The 21967-nt window shown below is 65.6% G+C and carries 19 protein-coding genes; 4 read left to right on the forward strand and 15 right to left on the reverse strand.

What is annotated here, in order from left to right; all coding sequences use genetic code 11:
• Window positions 1-17 precede the first annotated feature (17 nt).
• Window positions 18-452, reverse strand: a complete 435-nt coding sequence (locus AC4AMJ_RS09740; protein WP_489896050.1) for a MarR family winged helix-turn-helix transcriptional regulator — start codon at window positions 450-452, stop codon at window positions 18-20.
• Between the two features lie 103 nt (window positions 453-555).
• Here AC4AMJ_RS09740 and AC4AMJ_RS09745 point away from each other — a divergent pair, with 103 nt between their 5' ends.
• Window positions 556-1209: an MBL fold metallo-hydrolase gene (locus AC4AMJ_RS09745; RefSeq protein WP_489917947.1), complete on the forward strand. Its 654-nt coding sequence runs from the start codon at window positions 556-558 to the stop codon at window positions 1207-1209.
• Window positions 1210-1263: 54 nt separating this feature from the next.
• Here the strand turns inward: AC4AMJ_RS09745 and AC4AMJ_RS09750 are convergent, their stop codons facing one another.
• The 3 genes from AC4AMJ_RS09750 to AC4AMJ_RS09760 all read right to left on the reverse strand — a co-directional run bounded on the left by AC4AMJ_RS09750 (window position 1264) and on the right by AC4AMJ_RS09760 (window position 4429).
• A complete protein-coding gene (locus AC4AMJ_RS09750; RefSeq protein ID WP_489917948.1) occupies window positions 1264-2817 on the reverse strand; it encodes an HD domain-containing phosphohydrolase in 1554 nt (517 codons plus the stop codon).
• A gap of 74 nt (window positions 2818-2891) precedes the next feature.
• The gene (mddA, locus tag AC4AMJ_RS09755) at window positions 2892-3689 is read right to left on the reverse strand and encodes a methanethiol S-methyltransferase (RefSeq protein ID WP_489917949.1); all 798 of its coding nucleotides are present in this window, start codon (window positions 3687-3689) and stop codon (window positions 2892-2894) included.
• Window positions 3686-4429 (reverse strand): hypothetical protein, encoded by a 744-nt coding sequence (locus AC4AMJ_RS09760; protein ID WP_489917950.1) that lies wholly within the window; start codon window positions 4427-4429, stop codon window positions 3686-3688. Before AC4AMJ_RS09760 ends, mddA begins: the two co-directional genes overlap by 4 nt.
• A gap of 244 nt (window positions 4430-4673) precedes the next feature.
• Between AC4AMJ_RS09760 and AC4AMJ_RS09765 the strand changes: the two genes are divergently transcribed.
• A complete protein-coding gene (locus tag AC4AMJ_RS09765; RefSeq protein WP_489917951.1) occupies window positions 4674-6767 on the forward strand; it encodes a glucose PTS transporter subunit IIA in 2094 nt (697 codons plus the stop codon).
• A gap of 3 nt (window positions 6768-6770) precedes the next feature.
• Here the strand turns inward: AC4AMJ_RS09765 and AC4AMJ_RS09770 are convergent, their stop codons facing one another.
• The 3 genes from AC4AMJ_RS09770 to AC4AMJ_RS09780 are packed head-to-tail and all read right to left on the reverse strand — an operon-like array spanning window position 6771 to window position 9137.
• A complete protein-coding gene (locus AC4AMJ_RS09770; protein WP_489896056.1) occupies window positions 6771-7652 on the reverse strand; it encodes a ferredoxin family protein in 882 nt (293 codons plus the stop codon).
• Window positions 7649-8941 carry a cupin domain-containing protein gene (locus AC4AMJ_RS09775; RefSeq protein ID WP_489896057.1) on the reverse strand — a complete coding sequence of 431 codons (1293 nt, stop codon included), beginning with the start codon at window positions 8939-8941 and terminating at the stop codon, window positions 7649-7651. Before AC4AMJ_RS09775 ends, AC4AMJ_RS09770 begins: the two co-directional genes overlap by 4 nt.
• Window positions 8889-9137: a BatC protein gene (locus AC4AMJ_RS09780; protein ID WP_489900925.1), complete on the reverse strand. Its 249-nt coding sequence runs from the start codon at window positions 9135-9137 to the stop codon at window positions 8889-8891. Before AC4AMJ_RS09780 ends, AC4AMJ_RS09775 begins: the two co-directional genes overlap by 53 nt.
• A gap of 164 nt (window positions 9138-9301) precedes the next feature.
• Here AC4AMJ_RS09780 and AC4AMJ_RS09785 point away from each other — a divergent pair, with 164 nt between their 5' ends.
• Window positions 9302-10936, forward strand: a complete 1635-nt coding sequence (locus AC4AMJ_RS09785; protein ID WP_489917952.1) for an MFS transporter — start codon at window positions 9302-9304, stop codon at window positions 10934-10936.
• Window positions 10937-10939: 3 nt separating this feature from the next.
• Here AC4AMJ_RS09785 and AC4AMJ_RS09790 read toward each other — a convergent pair whose 3' ends face one another.
• Window positions 10940-11236 (reverse strand): SHOCT domain-containing protein, encoded by a 297-nt coding sequence (locus AC4AMJ_RS09790; RefSeq protein ID WP_489896059.1) that lies wholly within the window; start codon window positions 11234-11236, stop codon window positions 10940-10942.
• Window positions 11237-11300: 64 nt separating this feature from the next.
• Entirely contained in the window at window positions 11301-11729 is a 429-nt protein-coding gene (locus tag AC4AMJ_RS09795) for a DUF6325 family protein (protein ID WP_489896060.1), read from the reverse strand.
• A 175-nt stretch (window positions 11730-11904) separates the two neighbouring features.
• On the opposite strand from AC4AMJ_RS09795, the gene AC4AMJ_RS09800 reads away from it, so the two are divergent.
• A complete protein-coding gene (locus AC4AMJ_RS09800; RefSeq protein ID WP_489917953.1) occupies window positions 11905-12609 on the forward strand; it encodes a DUF998 domain-containing protein in 705 nt (234 codons plus the stop codon).
• Here the strand turns inward: AC4AMJ_RS09800 and AC4AMJ_RS09805 are convergent.
• The 6 genes from AC4AMJ_RS09805 to pyk form a co-directional block, all read right to left on the reverse strand.
• Window positions 12593-14428: an AMP-dependent synthetase/ligase gene (locus AC4AMJ_RS09805; RefSeq protein WP_489917954.1), complete on the reverse strand. Its 1836-nt coding sequence runs from the start codon at window positions 14426-14428 to the stop codon at window positions 12593-12595. The genes AC4AMJ_RS09800 and AC4AMJ_RS09805 overlap by 17 nt on opposite strands.
• 144 nt (window positions 14429-14572) lie before the next feature.
• Window positions 14573-16489 carry an ABC transporter ATP-binding protein/permease gene (locus AC4AMJ_RS09810; protein WP_489917955.1) on the reverse strand — a complete coding sequence of 639 codons (1917 nt, stop codon included), beginning with the start codon at window positions 16487-16489 and terminating at the stop codon, window positions 14573-14575.
• 92 nt (window positions 16490-16581) lie between these two features.
• Window positions 16582-17076, reverse strand: coding sequence for a hypothetical protein (locus tag AC4AMJ_RS09815; RefSeq protein WP_489896064.1), 495 nt, complete (start codon window positions 17074-17076; stop codon window positions 16582-16584).
• A gap of 52 nt (window positions 17077-17128) precedes the next feature.
• Window positions 17129-18004, reverse strand: coding sequence for an acyl-CoA thioesterase (locus AC4AMJ_RS09820; protein WP_489896065.1), 876 nt, complete (start codon window positions 18002-18004; stop codon window positions 17129-17131).
• A gap of 308 nt (window positions 18005-18312) precedes the next feature.
• Window positions 18313-19551, reverse strand: a complete 1239-nt coding sequence (ltrA, locus tag AC4AMJ_RS09825; RefSeq protein ID WP_489915769.1) for a group II intron reverse transcriptase/maturase — start codon at window positions 19549-19551, stop codon at window positions 18313-18315.
• A gap of 913 nt (window positions 19552-20464) precedes the next feature.
• Window positions 20465-21898 carry a pyruvate kinase gene (gene pyk, locus AC4AMJ_RS09830; protein WP_489896066.1) on the reverse strand — a complete coding sequence of 478 codons (1434 nt, stop codon included), beginning with the start codon at window positions 21896-21898 and terminating at the stop codon, window positions 20465-20467.
• Window positions 21899-21967: the final 69 nt, after the last annotated feature.

Genomic DNA, 21967 nt, shown 5'->3' on the forward strand with positions numbered 1-21967 from the left:
CCGCGTCGACGTCGCGGTCACAGGGCCGCCCGCAACCGGTCGAGCAACGGAAGAGCGGCCGCGAGGGTGGTGATCTCGTCGTCGGTGAGCGCCACTGTCATCGCATCGGCGATGGCATGGGTCCGTTGGTTGCGGCGTCCCGTCAGCGCCTCGAGCCCCTTCGGAGTGAGGGTCAGCACGATCCGGCGACCGTCGGCCGGATCCTGGGCGCGATCGATCAATCCGCGCTCCTGCAATCCGGCGATCGTGACCCCCATCGACTGCGGGCTGATCTGCTCACGACGGGCGAGGTCGGCCGACGAGCTCGGACCGTCACGGTCCAGGCGTGCGAGCACCATCATCTCCGGGACGCTCGGATCGTCGGGGTCGCGGTGCTGGCGCAACTGGCGCACCAGCGCACCGACGGAGAGACGCAGTTGGGATGCCACGTCCAGCACGTCGAGATCGCCCATGATCGTCAACTTACACTTATCAGTCTTAATTGACTAATTTGTCTCGGGGCGTACAGTCGGTCTGGCCTTGCTGTCGGAGTAGGTTTGCAGACCAGGAGGATTCATGCGTCTCACCAAGCACACCCACGCCACCGTCACCCTCGACAAAGGCGACGGCATCGTGCTGATCGACCCCGGAAGCCTGACCCCGAACACGCCGGATCTGCTGGCGCAGGCTGATGCGGTACTCATCACGCACGAGCATTTCGATCATTTCGACGCCGACGCGATCCTGAGCGCGATGACTGATCGGCCCGAGCTCCACCTGTACGGACCGGCCGCGGTCACCGGCGCGCTGTCCGACGTCGGCGACCGGGTGCACGCCGTCACGACCGGCGACTCCTTCAGCGTCGCCGGGTTCGATGTTCAGGCGTTCGTCGCCGACCACGCGATCATCCATCCCGAGATACCGATGGTCGACAACGCCGGATTCCTCATCGACGGCAGCGTCTTCCATCCCGGCGACGCGTACCTGAACCCCGACCGTAAGGTCGACGTGCTCTTGCTCCCGATCAGCGGCCCGTGGATCTCCACCGAACAGGCCATCGACTACGTGCGAGCACTCGCCCCGCAGAAGATGATCGCGATCCACGACATCATGCTCAGCGACACCGGCAAGGCCACCGCGGGCATGTTCCTGGGCGAGAACTCGCTCACCAAGACACCGATGGAGGTGTTGGAGCTGGGCGAGGTCCGCGAGTTGACCCCCGCGAGTTGACCTCCCGCGAGCTGACCTCCTGCGTGCTGAGATCGGGGCCTACGAGCGACGGCATCACCCGCCGTCTGGGGTGACGAGCCCGGTGCGCAAAGCATACAGGCTCGCGCCCACCCGATTCGACGCACCGATCTTGACGTAGGTCCGCTCGACGTGATTGCGGACAGTCTTCTCGCTCAACACAAGTCGCTCCGCGATGTCCCGGTTCGACAGCCCGCGGGCAACCAGGCCGAGAATCTCGGCCTCCCGGGGCGTCAGCGAGTCGTCGCGGTGGATGCGCGCACGGCGGTGGCCGGCCGCGGCCAGCACAGCCTCCACACAGTCACGGTCCAGGGCCTGCCCGTCCGCGCGTTGTTTGAGCCGCTGCACGGCTTCCTCTGGGCGCAACGCCTCCCGGTAGGGCCTCGGCTCGAGTGCGGACTGATAGGCGACGGCTGCCGCCAGCAACCGTTGTGTCCTTCCGAGTGCCGCTCCCCCGATCCCCAGCGGATACCCGCTGCCGTCCAGCCGCTCGTGGTGGGCGCGGGCGATCGCGGCCACGTCGCCCAGTCCCGCGATGCGCGTGAGCACGCGATCGGTCAGATACGGGTGCATCCGAACCCGTTCCCACTCGGCACCGGTCAACTCGCCGGGTTTGGACCAGATCTGATTCGACACACCGATGCGTCCGACGTCGTGCAGGTAGCCGGCACGACGCACTGCATCGGTGTCCGTTCCGCCGAGCCCCAGACGCACCGACGCAGATTCCGCGAGCGCGGCCACTGATCGGGAATGACCGAGCGCAAAAGGACACTTGAGGTCGACAAAGTCTCCGACAGCGATGAGCAGGGCGTCGAGACCGGGACCGTCCAAGCGGACCTCCGAGTCGGGGGCGAGATCCAGGGCCACTCTCCACGGATCCTCTGCCGGTGTCGCGAACAGGTCCTCGGCCTCATCGACGAACACGTCGACGACCGCCGGGTCGAAGTGGCCCCCGCGCCTGCTGCGCGCCATCGCCACCGCGCCGTCGATACCGTAAGTGCGTTGATGGACCTCGACCATGTCGGCCAGCTGGGCGACCCGCATCTCGATCGGGATGCCGTCGCCCGACGCACCGCTCGGCATGCCGCCCCCGTCATAGCGTTCGAAGGTGAACGCGATCGCGTGCTCGACCTCCGAACCGAGCCCGATGTGGCGGGCGAGGGCCGCCGCCGACATGCAATGGGAGTGGACGAGGGCCGCGATCTGTCCGCGGGCATCGCGGAACAGGGTCGCCATCGTCTTGGCCCGCTGACCCATCGGCTCGCCACGGCCGACATTGCCGAGCAGGAACCGAAGATAAGGCAGCCCCGACCAATCCACGAGATACGAATCCCGACGAACCGCGATGTCGTCGCCGAACCACCGCGCGTACTCCTGGGAGTCGGCATGACAGCCGATCCACATGACCAGCGTGGCGTAATAGACGGTGGCCCGTTGAGCCGTGGTGAGCCCCAGCCGGTCGGACAACCGACACGCGATGATCGCCGACCGGAGCATGTGCTCGGCAGGTTGGCCGAGCCCGAGGTCGATGGCGACGGAGAGCCCGGCCAGTACCTCCACGCGCCGCGGCAGCGGAGATGGCCCGGTCATCAGCTCATTCTCGCCCCCACGCCGTCCGGTGTCAGTCACCCGACGATGCACGTTTCGCGGATCAGACACGGCGATCAGGCGCGGTGGCGCAGACCGGGCACGAGCATCGGCACCCGTCGGCGGTACGCCGAGTAGTCATTGCCGAACGCACTCACCAGGTCCCGTTCCTCCAAGTGGATTCCGACGAGGATGAATCCGGTGGTGGCACCGGCGAAGACGAGGTGACCGCCTGTCATCGTCGGAGTCACCCAGAAGGCGATGAGAAAGCCCAGATAGATCGGGTGCCGGACGATTCCGTACCAGAGCGGCGTGACGAAGCGGTACGGCGGGGTCGTGCGCCCCCGAGCGTTGGCGACGACTTGCCGCAGTCCGAACAGATCGAAGTGGTCGATCAGGAACGTCGACGTCAGGACGAGGAGCCATCCGGCCAGCGACACCGCGATGAGCAGGCCCGACATGATTGTTCCCGACACGTCCCACAGCGAGGCGGTGATCGGGTGCCACCACCACATCAGCGCGGCGAGGCAGACCGTCGCGGCGAGCACGAACGTGCTCCTCTCGATCGGTGCGGGCACGATGCGCGTCCACCATCGCTTGAAGCCGGCGCGGGCCATCACGCTGTGCTGCACGGCGAACAGCGTCAGCAGCAGCAGATCCACCACCAACGCGATCCCGACCGAGGTGATCGGGCCACCCCGGTCGATGGTGCGCGGCACCAGGTCGACCTCACCGAGCGTGAGATGGATGTCCTCGACGAAGGCGATGGCCCACAGGAAGACCACCAGAAACAGCGTGTACGCACCGGCACCGTAGATCAGGCCGGCCACCCGGCCGGTGATCGCGGCGCCCGCCCGGTTCTCGACGGTGGTCATCGGGCGGCCTCCGCGTGCGATGTGGTGCCCGCATCGTGCGCGCTGTCGGCGGGCGTGAACCGGGCACGGCCGACGAAGAAGATCCCGCGCTGGGGAAGCCACAGGTCACCGAGCCGGGCCTGCTCCGCCAACGGCGCAGGCGTCCCGAGATCCTCGCCGCGATAGGTGGCCGAGCTCGCCGCCACCCGCCAGACCTGCAGCGGCGCGGCCTTGAAGGTCTGCCCGTTCGGCGTGCGACCGCACAGACGCACCCGGCCCGAGCGCAGCATGACGGCGGCCATCGGTCCCATCGACCCCAACACCGTCCTGCTGGTCCACGCCCGGGTGGGCATCGCAGAGCTCATCGCCGTCATCACGGTTGTCGCCGGCGAGGCGGAGACCTCGATTCGCCAGTACACCTCGTCCTCGAGCGTCACGTCGAGCACGGACTCATCGATCCAGGACACGTCGATGCGTCCGGCCGTTTGCACGGTCGCACCGGCGCCGAAATAACGGGGGCAGCTCACCTCTGGGGCAGCATTCGTGTGAATTGTCCAGTGTCCGTGTGGGTCCCGGTGCCATATCGTCGTGTAGGCCGGTCCGATCGAGCTGGCGAGCATGTCTCGCATCGCGAGGTAGTGGCCTGAGGCGAAGGGAATCCCCATCACCCCGTAGCCGCTGAAGCGTTCGTCGGGTCCATTCGGAAGGTCAGGGTCTGCATACAGGGCGTCGACCGCCCCCTGGGGTGTGTGAATGTTCATGACGTCAGTCTCGAACCGGGACCGCCACCGGCGCGTGGGGCATCTGCCTCACTTTTGTCGCGGCTCGTCGTGCCCGATGAGGGGCCGCTACGGGGACCAGGTGGTCACCGTTGCCTATCTCCTTTCTGATCTGGACCCGTGTGGGCAGTCAGAGGGATACGATCCGACACACCGGGCGTGTTTGTCGGACACGCCCGTATTGAGACTCAACAACTCAAGAACGGGCACTCTAGTAGGGAGCGTCATGTCCACCAATACGGCTGCCGCAATCGTCGAGAACGTCGGCGGCGCGGACAACATCGCAAGCCTCACCCATTGCGCGACACGGTTGCGCTTCCAGTTGGTCGACGCCTCCGGCGTCGACCAAGATGCGTTGGAGGCGATCGACGGCGTGATGGGGGCGGTCCCGCAAGCGGGCGACCGCTATCAGATCGTCATCGGCGGTGCCGTGCAGACGGTTTACAACGAGATCATGGCGCTGCCGGGGCTGGGCGGCGGTCCCACCTCCGCCGCCGCGATCAAGGCAGCCGAACGCGCGAAGGGGCCACGGGGCAAGTCGGCCTGGCTCGACTCGCTCTTCGAATACCTGTCCGATTCGTTCCGCCCGATTCTCGGCGCACTGCTGGGCGCGTCTCTGTTCATCACCTTCATGTCGTTGATGAGCACGCTCGACGTGATCGGCAACTGGGCCGATCCGCGTACCGAGTTGTCGCCGTCGTGGCAGTTCGTGAATCTCTGCTGGCAGTGTGTGTTCGTCTTCCTGCCGTTGATGATCGCCTACAACGCATCAAAGAAGCTGAACGCGGACCCCTGGGTCGGCTTCGCGATCATGGCCGTGCTGATGCTCCCGGGATTCAGCGCGCTCATGGACCAGTCCACTCAGCACACGATCTTCGGGTTCGAGGTCAACACCGTCGACATCTTCGGCATCCCGTTGACGGTGTTCGACTACAGCTCGCAGGTCTTCCCACCGCTGCTGATGGCCGCGGTGCTCGGTCCGCTGTACAAGGGCCTCAAGAAGATCATCCCCGAGAACGTCCAGCTGATCTTCGTCCCGTTCCTCGCGATGCTGATCATGATCCCGCTGACAGCCTTCATCATCGGGCCGATCGGTGTCTATGTCGGCGCCGGTCTGGCCGACATCCTCAAGTCGATCAACGACTTCTCGCCGTTCATCTTCGCGATCGTGATCCCACTCGCCTATCCGTTCATGGTGCCGCTGGGTCTGCACTGGCCGATCAACGCCATCATGCTGCTCAACATCCAGACGATCGGCTACGACTTCATCCAGGGCCCCATGGGTGCGTGGAACTTCGCGTGCTTCGGTGCGACCGCGGGTGTCCTGCTGATCGCCTGGCGGGAACGCGACATGCAGATGCGCCAAACCGCGACCGGAGCCCTGGCCGCCGGTCTGCTCGGCGGTATCTCCGAACCATCGCTCTACGGCATCCATCTGCGATTCAAACGGATCTATCCACGAATGCTCGTCGGCTGTTTCATAGGCGGTCTCATCATCGGTATCGGCGGCGGCGTGACCACCAACGCCTTCGTGTTCACCTCCCTGCTGACCATTCCGGCCTTCGACAGCATCATCCTGTACGGCATCGCGGTGGCGGCGGCGTTCATCGTCGCGATGATCCTCGTGGTGTTGTCGGGCTATCGCACCCCCGAGCAGCAACAGCAGTTCGAGGCTGCGCGGGATGCCGGCCTGGAACATGCCGGGGCGATCCCGATCGACGATTCTGCCGAAGCGATCGCCGCGGCGGCCGCGATCGCGCAGGCCGAGCGGCGCAGCGCCGGCGCGGGCACCGCAACGGCCACGGCCACCGCCACCGCGGAAGCACCAGCGGTGACGAGTACGGCCACGGGCGTCGTCACCGAGATCGGCTCACCGCTGGACGGGAAGGTCGTGGCCCTGAGCGATGTCCCGGACCCGGTGTTCGCCAAGGGGACCATGGGCGGCGGCGTCGCGATCGAACCGTCGGGAGACACCGTGTTCGCTCCGGCCAACGCCATGGTCGTGGCGGCCCAGCCGACCGGACACGCCTTCGGGCTGGTGCTCGACGGGGGCATCGAGTTGCTCATCCACGTCGGCATCGACACGGTCCAACTGAAGGGTGAGGGATTCGACGTCAAGGTCAAGGCCGGCCAGAAGGTCGAGGCGGGCACACCGCTGGTGACCTTCGACCGCAAGGTGATCGAGGCGGCCGGCTATCCGCTCATCACCCCGGTCGTCGTGATGAACACGAAGAAGTTCGCATCGGTCGAGAAGATCGCCGACGGCGACACCTCGGTCGGAACACCGGTCATCGCAGTGGAGGCCAAGCCGAAGGCCTGACGGTCATATCCGCAGGGATTCGAGCACGAACTGGCGGACGCGGCCGGCCACGCCGGCCGCGCACGTCGAGTGCAGGGGATCCGAGAGTCGCTCGGCGAGAATGACCTCGATGCTCCCCTCATCGCCGTCGAGGACGACGTGGATCCGGTGATCGGCACGCCGGACATCGCTCGGGGCGAGTGTGTCGATTCGATCGTCGCCGGTGTGCTGCCGCACGAAGTGCTGTGCGGCCTGGACGGCGTGCGGCAGCGAGGTCCGTCCCCGCAAGAGCGCATTCTCCACCCGCCCCTCGCGGTACAACCGGATCAGGTCGGCCGGGTCTGCGGCGGAATCGACTCGGCCATAACACAGTCCATGTGGCAGGACGAGCATCGTCGCGGCGAACCGGTCCCCGCCGAGATGCGAGCACTCCCACGTCCAGTCCGGAAATGCCGCCGCGATCGCGGCGGTCGCCGCCCGGCCCCGCACGGCACAACATTGGTCGTGCTTACCGTGGGCGCACACCGCGACGACGGGTTCCGTGGTGACGTCACCATCGGAACCATCGAGTGACAGGTCGAGCAGATCCGCGGGACCGGCCACCTCGCCGTGATGGATGGTCTCCGAACCGGGCCGGGCGTCGGCGATGTACCAGCGCCACCGAGGCGTCTGCGGACGTCGTCCCGGTCTGCGGATCGCGACGATCCGCATGCCTTCGGCCTCCACCCGACGCACGATGGCGCGCCCCAACCCGGGCTCGATGATCTTGGGCGACTGCAGAAAGACCGACGGCCCCCAGGGGCCGGACAACTCGAGCAGCACCCAGCGCGCGCCGGCCGACGCGGTGCCGTACATCGGATCGTCGCGGTCCCGGGCTTCGTCGCTACACGGTCGACGATCGGTCATAGGTGCTCCGACGGCGCAGAATCCGCGAGCACCACCACAGCCTCACGCAGCAGCCGGCGGAGCAACACCAGCCCGTCGGCGGCGTCGAGGCCGGGCACGGTGTCTGCGGTGACGAGGGCCCCGCGATAGACGGCGTCGACGGCGGGCGCGCAGCATCCGGGAAAGCTGATCGTGCGATCGGCAAGTCGTAGGTCGACGCGATCGGAGCCACGGTTCACCTGTGCGATCAGGCCATGTCGCCAACGCACCGGCGTGGACGCGTCCAGGGCCCTGATCGCGTCCGTTGTCGCCAGCGGCCTGACCGGGTCCGGCCGCGTGCGATCCGCGAACCAGTTGGTCAGTCGGGCGGCGGCGCGATGCCCCAGATCGTCTGGCGCAGTACGGATCACGTCGACCACCTCGGACAAAGTGGTCGCCACGACCGCCGACGTCGCGTCAGGGTCGCCCAGGTCCAGCGGTATCGGCAGCGGCGCCCGCAGACAGTCGATCTCGGCAAGCTGCTCGACCAGCGCGCGGAGCACGTCATACTTCGTGACCGCCGCGACCCCGATGGTGAGGTGAATCGACGTCTCCCCCATCGAGCGCGCGGAGTGGATCCAGCCCCGCGGGAGGTACAGGGCGTCGCCGGGCGAGAGCACGGTGTCGATGACCGGCGCTTCGCACACCCGGTCGTCGATGGCGCCTCGATGAGACGTCCACGACGTGCCGGCGAGCGGATCCCGGTGCACCGGCTCGTGGATGGTCCAGCTCTTCGGCCCGCTCACCTGCAGGACGAAGACGTCATGCACGTCGTAGTGCGCATCGAAACCCCGGCTGCCCGGTGGAGTGATGTAGGCGTTGGCCTGGACCGGATGACCGAGCGCGTCGACCATCCCGCGGACGAAGTCGATCACCGGCGGCCACAGCCGATGCAGACCCTGTAGCACGATCGTCGATCCGTCGGCGAACTGTGCGAGAACCTTTGCCGAATCGACCTGGTCGCCGATCTCGGAACCGAAGCCGGCGGACCCGGCGAAGCAATCCCGGCCCAGGAGGACACCCTCCTTGGCCATCCGGATGAAAGGGGTGCGTACGCCCCGCCGGGTGAGGAGTTCGTCGACCGTATCGGGCGACAACAGGTCACCGAAGTCACGGGGCAACGACTCGGCGCGGCTGAGCATCGGCCGGCGACCCCAATGATCTCGTGCGAACGAGTCGGGGTCGCCGGATATCAGTCGGCCCAGCGTGGCGCGGCCCTCACGCCGTGCCGTCGGCGCCTCCGTCGTGCCCACCGGGGTTCGAGCCGCCATCGGCCGGCCCCTCGCCGGCAGACCCGTCCGCGCCCCCGTCGTGTCCGTCCGGATTCGAACCACCGTCGGCCGGACCTTCTCCGGAGTCGGCCGTGCCATCGGCGCCGCCGTCATGCCCGCCCGGATTCGAACCGCCATCCGCGACGCCTTCTCCGCCACCGCTGGAGGTGGTGATGTCCTCGTCGTCGAGTGCCATCATGGACTCCTCTCGTCTTTCGTCGTCTGGAGCCTTGTCGCCGAAACCGGTGTCCGGTAACCGCACGGCTCCTGACTCCACTATGGACAGAACGGGGCTCGGTTACCCGTGATTCGCCGGATCGAAACCCGACGATCTCGGTCGGCACGACATACTCTTACCGGGTGCGACGCTGGGGCGTTCTGATCATTCTGTGTGCAGCTCAGTTCATCATGGTGCTCGACACGACCGTGATGAACGTTTCGGTATCGAGTGTCGTCGTCGACCTCGATACGACCATCACCCAGGTGCAGTTGGCGATCACGCTCTACACCCTGGTGATGGGTTCGTTCATGTTGTTCGGCGGACGTCTCGGCGACATCTTCGGACGGCGCCGGGTGTTCTCGGTCGGATTGCTCGTCTACGGATTGGGCTCGCTCATCACGGCCTTCAGTCCCAACATCGGAGTCCTGTTGTTCGGGTGGTCGTTCGTGGAAGGCGCCGGTGCGGTGTTGGTGATGCCGGCCATCATCTCGCTCACCGCCACCAACTACGACGGCAAGGATCGGGCCACCGCGTACGGCGCGTTGGGTGGCATCGCCGCGGCCGGCGCGGCAGCCGGCCCGCTCATCGGCGGCTGGGTCACCGAGACCCTCACGTGGCGAGTCGTCTTCGCGGCGGAGACGGTCGTCTGTGTGGTGATCATCCTGTGCGTACGTGCCATCGCCGACACCGCCGTGTCGACGTCGCGCCGCCTGGACTGGATCGGTACCTTCCTCTCCGCATTGGGCCTGGGGCTGGTCGTCCTCGCGCTGCTGAAAGCCGGGACGTGGGGGTTCATCCGGCCGTCCGGGGCGTTGACCATCGCCGGCACCGAGATCACGCCGTTCGGCTTCTCGATCGTTCCGTTCATGATCGCCGCGGGGATCTTCATCCTGATCGGCTTCATCGACTGGGAACGTCATGTCATCTCCGCCGGGCGGGTTCCGTTGATGCATCCGCCCCTGCTGCGCACCCTCCAATTGCGCAATGGCCTGGTGATGCTGATCGCCCAGCAGGCGATCATCGGCGGCATGTTCTTCGTGATCCCGATCTACCTGCAGTACGTCTTGTTGCAGAACGCGTTCGAGACGGGCCTGAAACTGGCACCGATGTCGGTGGCGATGCTGATAGCGGCGTTCTCGAGCCCGAAACTCGCCGCGACACAATCCCCGCACCGGATGGTCAACATCGGCCTCGTCCTGGTCATCGTCGGGTCGTGCTTGTTGATCACGACGATCGAACCCCAGTTGGACAGCGTGGTGTTCGCCGGGGGCATGGCTGTGTTCGGAGCCGGATTCGGTTTCATCGCCTCACAGTTGGGCAACGTCATCATGTCGTCGGTGGGCGACTCGGACCGGGGCGAGGCGGGCGGGTTGCAGGGGACGGCCCAGAACATCGGTACCTCGGTCGGGGTCGCCATGCTGGGCGCGTTGCTCATCGCATCACTCAGTGCGGGCTTCAACGAAGCGGCGCAAGCCGATCCGAACATCTCGCAGCAGACCAAAACCCAGATCGCCGAAGCGTCGGCCGACGGCATCGACATCCTGAGCAAGGATGATCTCGACGCGATCGTCGAGCAGCACGGGATCGCCGCCGCCGAGGCCGATTCGCTCGTCCAGCACTACCTCGACGCGCAGATCATGTCCATCAAGAAGTCGATCCTGTTCGCCGTCTTCCTGGCCGCTCTCGGCCTGGTGATCGCACGGCGGCTGCCCCGTGTCCCGGGCGCCGAACTGGGCGCCCCGGACACGGCGGCCGCGGGATCTCCGGATCCGTGACGGTCAGCTGCCGAGCAGCTTCGCCTTCTGCGCTGCGAACTCCTGCTCGGTCAAGATGCCCTGCTGATAGAGCGCACCGAGTTCCTTGAGCTGCTCGATGGTGTCCTGTTGGGGAGCCGCGGCGGGAGCCGGAGCCGCCACGGGCGCGGGGGCCGGGGCAGGCTGGGCATAACGCTGCTGATTATCGTATTCCTGTTGCGCCCAACGGTTCGCCTGTCGGCGCGATACACGGTTGCTGACCGACGTCGCGGTTCCGGCGATGACGGCGGTACGAGCGGCGGCGCGGATGAGTCCGGGCATTGAGATTCTCCTTACGGGGTGATGACGGCTGTGTGACGATGTCCGTCCGAGGTCTTCGTCGAGCTCAGGCCTCGGATCGGTCGAGAGCTTCGACGATGTCCTCGAACGGGATCCGGCCGGTGGCGACCATCTGGGCGCCGTTACGCCTCAGCGCCGCGGCAAACGGTGCCGCCCAGGCGTTTTCATACACGATGACCGCAGCCGCGGTGCCCGGCTCCAGAACCGATGCCGCTTCGGCGATGTCATCGGTCTCGAGGAGATTCGCCGAGGCACCCTCGAGGACGGCGAACTCCGCGCCGAGGCGGTCGATCTCGATCTCCGTGATGGTCCCGTCGGCTTCCTTCATCACGAAAGCCAGGTCGATGATACGGATGATGCCCCGTTCGACGAGGTCGATCAGGTACGGGATCGCCTCACCACTGGGCTGCTTGTCGGGCCACTCCAGAACCACATAATCGATGGGCCCGAGCTCCTGGACGGATTCTTCGGTCATTCGGCATTCCTCGCTGCGTCGCGATTGACAGGGGGTGGCCGATCGGCCCCGACAAAGAGCGACAAACGAGCGTCGGGTCACAACCGTCCGAGTTGATCGTAGTGTGATCACGGGTCGTTGTGTCGCGTCCTGACTCTTCGCCACCACCCGATCGGGTCGTCGGTAGGCTCATCCGGTGCCGACAACACCCGCCCATCGGCCGACGGTCCGCGTGATCACCGCCGGCCTGTTGGTCGCAGTCGCCGGAATCTGCTATTCATCCTGGGTTCTCGAGTTCTTCTGGTCCACTCCGCTCGACCCCCTGAACAGTTTCCTCAGCGAGCTCGACGCCGCGCACCGGCCGCACCGGGCCGTGTACGTCGCAGGCGACGTGATCAGCGCCTGCGCCGCCATGCTCGCCGCCGCCGTCATGCTCGTTCCCCGACCTCGGTTTCGCGGGTTCCCTGCGGTCACAGCAACAGTCGCCCTGTTCACCTTCGGTGCGTCGACCATCGCCGACGCACTCTCGCCCATCGAATGCATACCGGGAGTCGATCCCCACTGCCCGAACGAACCCAGCGGCCTACTTCCCCAGCTTCACCACATTCACGCGCTGACCAGCACTCTCGCGGTGTTCTCGATCTTCACGGCCATGGTCGCGGCGACGATCGCAGCACGCCGCGACGGCTGGTGGCCCGCGTTGCGAGTCGTCGGGACGGTCATCCTGGTCATCCTTTCTCTGGCCACTGTCTGGATGCTCGTCGCCGACAACCTTCCCGGTGACTACCGATTGGGCCTGGCCCAACGGATTCAGGTCGGCGGGATGACCGTGTGGCTGGTGATCTGGGGTTGGGCCATCGGCACATCGACCGACGCGCAGGACGCTAGCGGAGGTCGATGACCTCGGCGGAAGGTGTGTCGTGGTACATCTCAACGATGTGGTCGGCGTACTTCGACGCGATCGGCTTGCGGCGCAACTTCATCGTCGGCGTCAGCTCGTCGCCGCCCGGATCCCAGGCCGCCGGCACGATGGTGAACCGCTTGATCTGCTCCACCCGAGACAGTTTGCCGTTTCCTTCGCGGATAGCGGTGACCACCTCCTCGACGACCGACTGATGGCCCGACAGCGTGGCGATGTCCGCGTCGGGCATGTTGAGCATCTTCGCACGGGCGGCGGCGGCATCCGGGTCGAGCACAACCAGGGCCGAGATGAAGGGTCTCGCATCGCCGATCGCCACCACCTGCCCGATCAGCGACGACGCCGCCTTCATGGCGTTCTCGATGTTGGTGGGCGACATGTTCTTACCGGCCTCGTTGATGATGAGTTCCTTCTTGCGATCGACGATCGTGACATTGCCGTCATCGTCGATGGTGGCGATGTCGCCGGTCGCGAGCCAGCCGTCGGCGTCGATCGTCTCCGCGGTCTTGTCGGGCTGCTTACGGTAGCCACGCATCACCACGGGTCCCCGGATCAGCAGCTCGCCGTCGTCGGCGAGTTTCACCTCCACCCCGGCCACCGGTTTGCCGACCGTGCCGATCTTGAGGTTCTCCGATGTGGTCATCGTCGAGACACCCGTCGTCTCCGACATCCCCCACACCTCGAGAACCGGCACCCCCAGCCCGAGGAAGAACTGCAACACCTCCGGTGGGATCGCCGCGGCCCCGGAGCCGGCGAACGTGATCTGGTCCATCCCGATCGCCTCGCGGATCTTGTGCAACACCAGTTTGTCGGCGAGCCCGTGCTGGACGCCGCCGACCAACCCGTCGCCTCGTCCGGCCATGTGGGCCTTCGCCGATGCCGCGCCGGCGCCGAGAGCCCACGACGCAAGGTTCTTCTTCACCGGGCTCGTCTCGCCTGCCATCTTCGCCTCGATGCCGGCACGGATCTTCTGCCAGACCCGTGGGACACCGAAGAAAAACGTCGGGTGCACTTCGGGCAGTGCCGCCGCGATCTCCCGTGGGTCCGCGACGGTGGTCACCTGGATGCCCCGCACCATGTTCGCGGCATGCGAGGACACACGATCGGCAATGTGGGCTGCGGGGAGATAGGAGATGACCCGGTCACCGAAACCCGCCTCGACGTGTTCCTCGAGCGCGACGAGCTCGGCGATGATGTTGCGGTGGGTGATCTCCACACCTTTGGGCGGCCCGGTGGTGCCCGACGTGTAGATGATCGTGGCCAGGTCCTCCGGCCGGACGGCCCGCCAGGACGCCTCGAAGTCGAATCCGTCGGGCGCCGGGGTCTGTTCCAGGTCCGCCAGGGACACCGCGTCGCCTGCGACACCGTCGACGACGATGGTGGTGGTCACGGCGGTGTGCGCGGCGCGGATCACCGGAAGCAGCACCTGCTCGGTGATGACCACCGCGTTCTCGGCGTTGGCGAAGAGGTACTCGATCTGCTCGGGCGAACTGGTGTTGTAGATGGAGAACGGCACCGCACCCAGATGAAGGGCCGCCGTGTCGACGAGGTGGAACTCGGGACGATTTGTCAGCATGATGCCGACGGTGTCCCCGGGTCCGACGCCCAGCCCGGCCAGGCCTCGTGCGATCGCCTCCACGCGGCGTCCGTACTCCGTCCAGGTGATCTCCTGGATGCCGCCGACGGTCCGCAGTGCCACGTCGTCCGGCCGGATGGTGATCGATTGTTGGAAGGCCTCGGGGAGCGTAGCCACTCCCACTCCGCTCTCGTGCGGAAAAGTGATCAGTTCTGTCTGCGCCATGACCGGTGTCCTCGCTCGTCCCGACGGTGTGGTCGGGATCACAGTACCGACTGATCAGCGTCGGGAGGATCGATCCGCGAGATTGGTAATGAAATGGTAAAGAATGCTGTCCGAGGACCGATCCAGCAGCGGAATACGTCGACGTCAGACGCCGACCGGACGCACTTCCCATGCACCGCCGCCGGTCAGTTCCAGCACCTCGGTGTGATGCTGATCGGTGGTGCTGCGGTGGCTGACCGACACCAGGATCGTGTCGGGTAGTTCCTCGCGGATGAGCGTGTACAGCGAGTACTCGAGCCCTTCGTCGACCGCGGAGGTCGCCTCGTCCATGAACACCACTTCGGGACGCGTCAGGAGGACACGGGCGAACGCCACACGCTGCTGTTCGCCGGGTGAGAGGACCTTGGCCCAGTCCTGCTCCTCATCGAGGCGGTCGACAAGGTGGGGCAGGAAGACGCGTCGCAGTGCCGCCTGTATGGCCTCGTCGCCGAGATCGTCCGGCGACGCCGGATATGCCACGACAGTTCGAAGGTCGCCCAGCGGGATATACGGGATCTGGGTCAGGAACAGGGTCCGGTTACCGGCTGGACGCGTGAACTCGCCGTCGACGAATGGCCACAGGCCCGCCAGCCCGCGCAGCAAGGTGGTCTTACCGGCTCCCGACCGGCCCTTGACGACGAGCGCATCACCGGGAGCCAGGGACAGATCCAGGCTCCTGATCAGGTCGTCGCCGTCCGGCGTAGTGATCGACACGTTGGCCAGGCGAACAGCTCGATCCTGATCGGCAGTCGCGATCTGCGGCAACTTCCGCGACTTCGAATCGGCTACCTCGAGTCCGTCCAGTCGAATGATCGATGCCCGCAACGAAGCGAAATCGTCGTAGGAATTGCGAAAGAAGGACAGCGCGTCGTGAACGTTTCCGAATGCGCTCGCGGTCTGCGTCATGTCGCCGAGCTGGATGGAGCCCGCGAAGAATCGGGGGGCCTGCACCAGATATGGAAACACCACCGACAACTGCGTGACGCTGAAATTCCACCCGACGAACTTCAGCATCCGGTAGACGATCTGCCAGAAATTGTCGACGACGGACCGGAAACGTGTCATGAGACCGCGGTGCTCCACTCCCTCGCCGCGGTAGAACGCGACGTTCTCGGCACCGTCGCGGACACGCACCAGGGCGTAGCGGAAGTTGGCGGTGAGTCGCTCGCGCAGGAAGTTCAAGCGGATCAGGGGGCGTCCGACCCAGAACGCGACGACAGTGGCGATGAGCACATACATGAACACCAACCAGACCATCAGACGCGGGATCTCGACGCCCCCCAGTGTCATCGGTCCCGACAGGTCCCACAGGATCTTGGTGAAGGACACGATCGTGACGATCGCTGGAATCACGCCATTGGTCGACGATCCGCCCGAGCTGAAGATGAGCGAGCGACTCGACGATGCGAGGTTGGTGATATCGGATTCGATGCGCTGGTCGGGGTTGTCCACGCCCGGCTGGATACCGGCGTCCTTGCGCCCCGAGCTCAGATCGACGAAGCGATTGCGGTAGAAGGCGCGGCCGTTCATCCAGTTCCCGGCGGCACTCTCAGTGAGCCACCACCGCCATTTGATCTCGAAGGCGCTGCCGACGTAGAGCTCGAGCAGTGTGCGGACGACGTGGATCGTCGCGAGGATGCCGAACACCGTCATCGAATGCCAGAATCCGGACTTGCCCGCCTCGAGTACGGACTGCCCTTCGGGTCCTTGCCCGGCGAGACCCTGGGCAACCGTCTGGAACGAGGTGTAAAGGTCGTTGCTGAAGTAGGAGAACAGCACCGACAATCGAACGCCGAACAGTGAGAAGAACAGCAGGGCCACGATGAAGCCCCAGGCCATCACCCGGGTCTCGCGGCCGGTGAAGAAGTCGCCGGTCACACTCCAGAATTGCCGTCCCCACCGGGTCAGGCGCGCCAGCAGGAACCCGACGACCAGCAGTCCCACCATGCAGATCGCGAAGACGATTGCCAGCCACTTCAACGAGGCCCAGATCTCGTTGGCCCAGTCGATGCTGTACTCCATCCAGCCCCCTCTGCAGACGCACGGCTCCGCCGATTATGAGTCGCAGAAGTCTAACCCGGTGGAGGTCGTCGCACCCGACAACGCACCGGGAGCTATCCGAGGGGCCGAAGCACTGCGCCGTCGCCCAGTGCAGTTTCGGAAACGGTCTCCTGGAACACATCTCCGACCCGGACGATGTAACCGCCTCGACCTGCGGGAACATCCTTCGCGCTGAACGGCATCTCGCAGCGCCCGTCGTCGCCGCTGCGCCGTTGGCCGAGCGCGGTTGTGGACAGTTCGTCGCCGGTCTCGTCGAAGATACGGACAGGAGTTCCCGGACCGACCTGCAGCACCTGCGTCTGTGCGGTCGGGCAGACCACGACGCCCTGCGCGGTGAACGAGGACCGGTTCAGGACTCCCACCAGCAATGCCACGACCGCGACAGCGGCCAACGCCAGCCCGGCCAACGAGCTGAGCATGATGATCGGCGAGCGCGTGCTGTGCTGCCAGGTGCGCTTGGGCAGCATCTGGCCGGACTGCAGCCAGTACTCGGGCTGCCCGGGCGCCCGAGGTGAACCTTCAGGCCGGGGATGCGGGGCTGAGGTCATGCCGACCAGTGTGCCATCGTCGCCAAAGCCGATCTCCCAGAACCGCTACGGGTCAACTCTTCGGCGGGAAGTACTTGATCAGCGCCTCCTGGACGACGGAGGTGGCGAGAGTGCCGTCGCGATTCCAGAATCGCCCCGAACCCATACCGCGCGACCCCGACGCGACGGGCGAACGGGTGGCGTAGAGCATCCAGTCGTCGAACCGGAAGTCGCGATGAAACCACATCGAATGGTTGACGGTCGCGGCGAACAATCGGTCGATGCCCCACGACAGGCCGTGTGTCGTGATCACCGAGTCGAGCACCGTGGTGTCCGACGCGTAACACATGGCGGCCACATGCAGGATCGGGTCGTCGGGCATGGCGCCGTCGGTCTTCATCCACACCCGGTTGTCCTTGAGCTTCTCCCCCGCGTCCCGCATCTTCCAGGTCGGGTCGTTCGCGAATCGGATGTCGATCGGGTGCATCGCGTTGACGAAGGTGGCGATCCGGTCCTCATAGCCCTTGAAATGCTCACCGAGAGGCGGCAACTCCTCCGGATAGGGCACCTGCGGGATCTCCACGGCATGCTCGAGCCCGGCGGTGTTGTCCTGGAATGCGACGAGCATCGTGAACACCTCGGCGCCGTCCTGGATCGCGGTGACCTGACGGTTCGCGAACGCTTTCCCGTCCCGGAACCGGGCGACGTGATATTCCAACGGCTTGCCCACGTCCCCACCGCGGATGAAGTGCGCGTGCAGGGCGTGAATCGGGGGATTCCCCCGTGTGATGGTGCGCGACGCGGCCACCACGCCCTGGGCCAGCAGCTGCCCACCGAATGTCCGAGCGGTCTTCTGCTCCGGGTGGTGCCCGATGAACAGATCCTCACCCTGGCGTTCCACATCCAAGAGCGCGAGCAGCTTACCGAGATCTCCGGATTGTTCGGTCATGACAGCACACCCTATTCCGTATGCTTCCGATCACCGCGCGCGGCTTGCGGACGAGATCAACTGCCGATCCCTACCCCCGCTCCCTACCACCGATCCCTGAGGAGGCCCGGAGCCTGCGGAGGGCCGTCCCCACCGATCCCTGAGGAGGCCCGGAGCCTGCGGAGGGCCGTCACGCACCGATCCCTGAGGAGGCCCGGAGCCTGCGGAGGGCCGTCACGAAGGGCCCTTATCGAGTAGGAGGGCCGGGTTTCCCGGCCCTCCTCTCACACCACCGTACGTGCGGGTCTCGCATACGGCGGTTCGCTGGGTCAGTGAAATCGGGTCCAGGCCTGGTGAAAGGTGAGCAACCCCTGGCGTTGCCAGTAGCTGTTGGGTAGTGCCAGGTTGAGGAAGGTGTCGGCCACATGCCAATACCCGAGACTGCTGTGGCCCCAGCGCTGAGCCTCGCGAGCCGCGATACCCAGAGCCTGCAACTGCGCGGCCCGGGTATGGCCACCCTTCCATTCCACCCAACGGATCTGCCGTAACCGTCGCCTCAGCCGGCCATCGAGTCCGCGAAACTTTCCCGGTGTCGTGGCGAGGCGAAAATACCCCATCCACCCTCGGATGTACTGGTTGAGCCGCATGATCCGGAAACCCATCGACACACTCCACGTCCGCGACGTCAACGCGCGGACCCGCGCCAACATCCGGGCCCACGCCGTAGGCGCCACCCGAATCTCGAACGCCCCGTCACGCAGAAAGAACGCGAACCCCAACAACGTTGCTGCCAACGCCGGATGGATCGAGGACTTACTGCGGTTCACCCTCAACTTCAACCGCTTCTCCAGCAACACCGTGCTCGATACGAGCACCCGTTCGGCAGCCCGCTCGGATTTCACAAAGATCCGGATATCGTCGGCGTAGCGGACAAACCGATGCCCCCGCGCCCACATCTCCTGATCGAAATCATCGAGCATGATATTCGACAACAACGGCGACAACGGCGACCCCTGCGGGGTGCCCTGCGCCGACGGATGCCGCACACCGTCTACCATGATCCCCGCCTGCACATAGGCACGGATCAGCCTGAGTAGCCGCTTATCCTGGACTTTCCGCGCAACCCGCGACATCAGCATGTCGTGATTGACCCGATCAAAAAACGCATCGAGATCCACCTCGACCACCCACGCATAACCCTGCTCGATGAGCAGACGAGCGACTTTCACCGCATCATGAGCGCTTCTGCCCGGCCGAAACCCATACGAGACCTCGGCGAACCCCGGATCAAACACCGGGACCAACACTTGCGCGACAGCCTGCTGGATCAACCGATCCAACACCGTCGGTACCCCCAACTTCCGCTGCCCACCATCAGGTTTGGGAATCATCACCTGACGCACCGGCGACGGCCGATAGGTACCCGCATCCAACGCCGCACGAACCTCACCCCAATGCTCAGCGCACCAGCCACGTAACTGATCCGTGCTGATCCCGTCGACACCAGGCGCGCCCTTGTTACGTTCGACACGTCTCACCGCGGCAGCCAGATTCTGCGAGTCAAACACCTGCCCCCACAAATCATCGCTGCCCCTGAGGTCCTCCCCAGCATCCGCCGGACGGTCACTACGCACAGACGACGGCTCTCGCGGATTCACCGCTCAACCCCTTTCGTCTGCCCCACCACGGGGTTGGCTGCGATCACCGCACCCTCCGAGAAACACTGCTTCACACCATCAATTCCCAACGTTCAGCCCTTCCCAGCACACCCGATTCCCACTGGTACTACGACCTCTGCTGACTTCTGCCCCGTCACCGACCGCCCTCCCGGACAGCCGTGCTCCGACAACCCTCGCCGACGCACCAAGACAGACCTCCCCAGATAAGAACATCCACTGTCCTCCTACAACCGCCGCATATACACACCAGCCGTTTCGGTGGAACGGGCTTCATCACACACGGCTGACTCACCCCAACCGGCATGCCTCACATGCGATTCGTATACCTCGGTGCAGGATTTCGTCTCCGGCTTCCTTCCCACCCCACCTCACGATGACGCAGTTGCCCTCGACTAAGAGTTAAACCACCTTCCCCTCCGGAGGACTTCCACCTCCAAGCGAATGCCCATGCTGGGCGTACCGTGACGCACGCTCACTCCGTTCGCGGGCTCCACAGGGACCGGGCGGGAAACCCCGCGCTCACTCCGTTCGCGGGCTCCACAGGGACCGGGCGGGAAACCCCGCGCTCACTCCGTTCGCGGGCTCCTCAGGGACCGGGCGGGAAACCCCGCGCTCACTCCGTTCGCGGGCTCCACAGGGACCGGGCGGGAAACCCCGCGCTCACTCCGTTCGCGGGCTCCACAGGGACCGGGCGGGAAACCGCACGCTCACTCCGTTCGCGGGCTCCACAGGGACCGGGGCGGGAAACCGCGCGCTGACTCGCGACTCAGGACCGGGTCGCGAGCTCCTCCGCGGAATGGCGTCAGTGGTCCTGCTCGCCGATCCGGTGGACGTGGATCATGTTGGTGGATCCGACGGTCCCGGGGGGAGCGCCGGCCACGATCACCACGACATCTCCCTCTTCGAGACGACCGATCCGGAGCAGTTGATGGTCGACCTGATCGATCATGCTGTCGGTGGTGTCGACGTGATCGACGATGAATGTCTCTGTGCCCCAGCTCAATGCGAGCTGACTGCGCACCGCCTGTGTCGGCGTGAACGCGAGCAACGGCAGCCGCGAATGCAGGCGCGCCAACCGGCGGACCGTGTCACCGGACTGGGTGAACGCGACGAGCGCCTTGACCTCCAGGCGTTCCCCGATGTCACGCGCCGCATACGAGATGATGCCGCGCTTGGTCCGCGGAACATGCGAGAGCGGCGGGACATCGCGGGGCCCGGCCTCCACGGCCTGTGCGATCTTGTCCATCGTGCGCACCGACTCGATCGGCCACTTGCCCACCGACGTCTCGCCGGAGAGCATCACCGCGTCGGCGCCGTCGAGCACCGCGTTGGCGACGTCGGAGGCCTCGGCACGGGTCGGCCGTGAATTCTCGATCATCGAATCCAGCATCTGGGTTGCGACGATCACCGGCTTCGCGTTCTCCCGCGCCATCTGGATGGCACGTTTCTGCACGAGCGGGACCTGCTCGAGCGGCAACTCCACACCGAGGTCACCACGGGCGACCATGATCGCGTCGAACGCGAGCACGATGGCCTCGAGGTTCTCGATCGCCTCCGGCTTCTCCAGCTTCGCGATCACCGGGATACGTCGCCCGACCCGGTCCATCACCTCATGGACGAGTTCGATGTCGGCGGGACTGCGCACGAACGACAGCGCGATCATGTCCACCCCGAGTTTCAGGGCGAACTCCAGGTCGGCGATGTCCTTCTCCGACATCGCGGGCACCGACACGTTCATGCCGGGCAGGGACAGGCCCTTGTTGTTGCTCACGGGTCCGCCTTCGGTGACGGCGCACACCACGTCGTTGCCCTCGACGCCGGTCACCCGCAATCCGACCTTGCCGTCGTCGACGAGCAGGCGGTCGCCGGACGATGCGTCCTCGGCGAGCTTCTTGTACGTGGTCGACACCCGATCGTGGGTGCCCTCGATGTCGTCGACGGTGATGCGGACCTCGTCACCGGTCTCCCACATGACCTCGCCGTTGAGAGCTCCGTCGTCACGGAACTTGCCCAGACGGATCTTCGGTCCCTGCAGGTCGGCGAGGATGCCGACCGCCTTCTCCGTGGCGTCGCCAGCCTTTCGAACCCGGTCGTACACCGCCTTGTGGTCGTCGTGGGACCCGTGGCTGAAGTTCAGCCGTGCCACATCCATTCCTGCTTCGACGAGTTCCTTGAGCTTCTCGTCGGAACTTGTGGCCGGGCCGAGGGTGCAGACAATCTTTGTTCGCCGTGTCACTGTGTTCACCTTAGTCCCGTTGGTGCGGCATCTCTATCCCGGTGACGAATGGTCACCTGTCCGCCACGT

The sequence above is a fragment of the Gordonia sp. LMA484 genome (assembly GCF_058129505.1).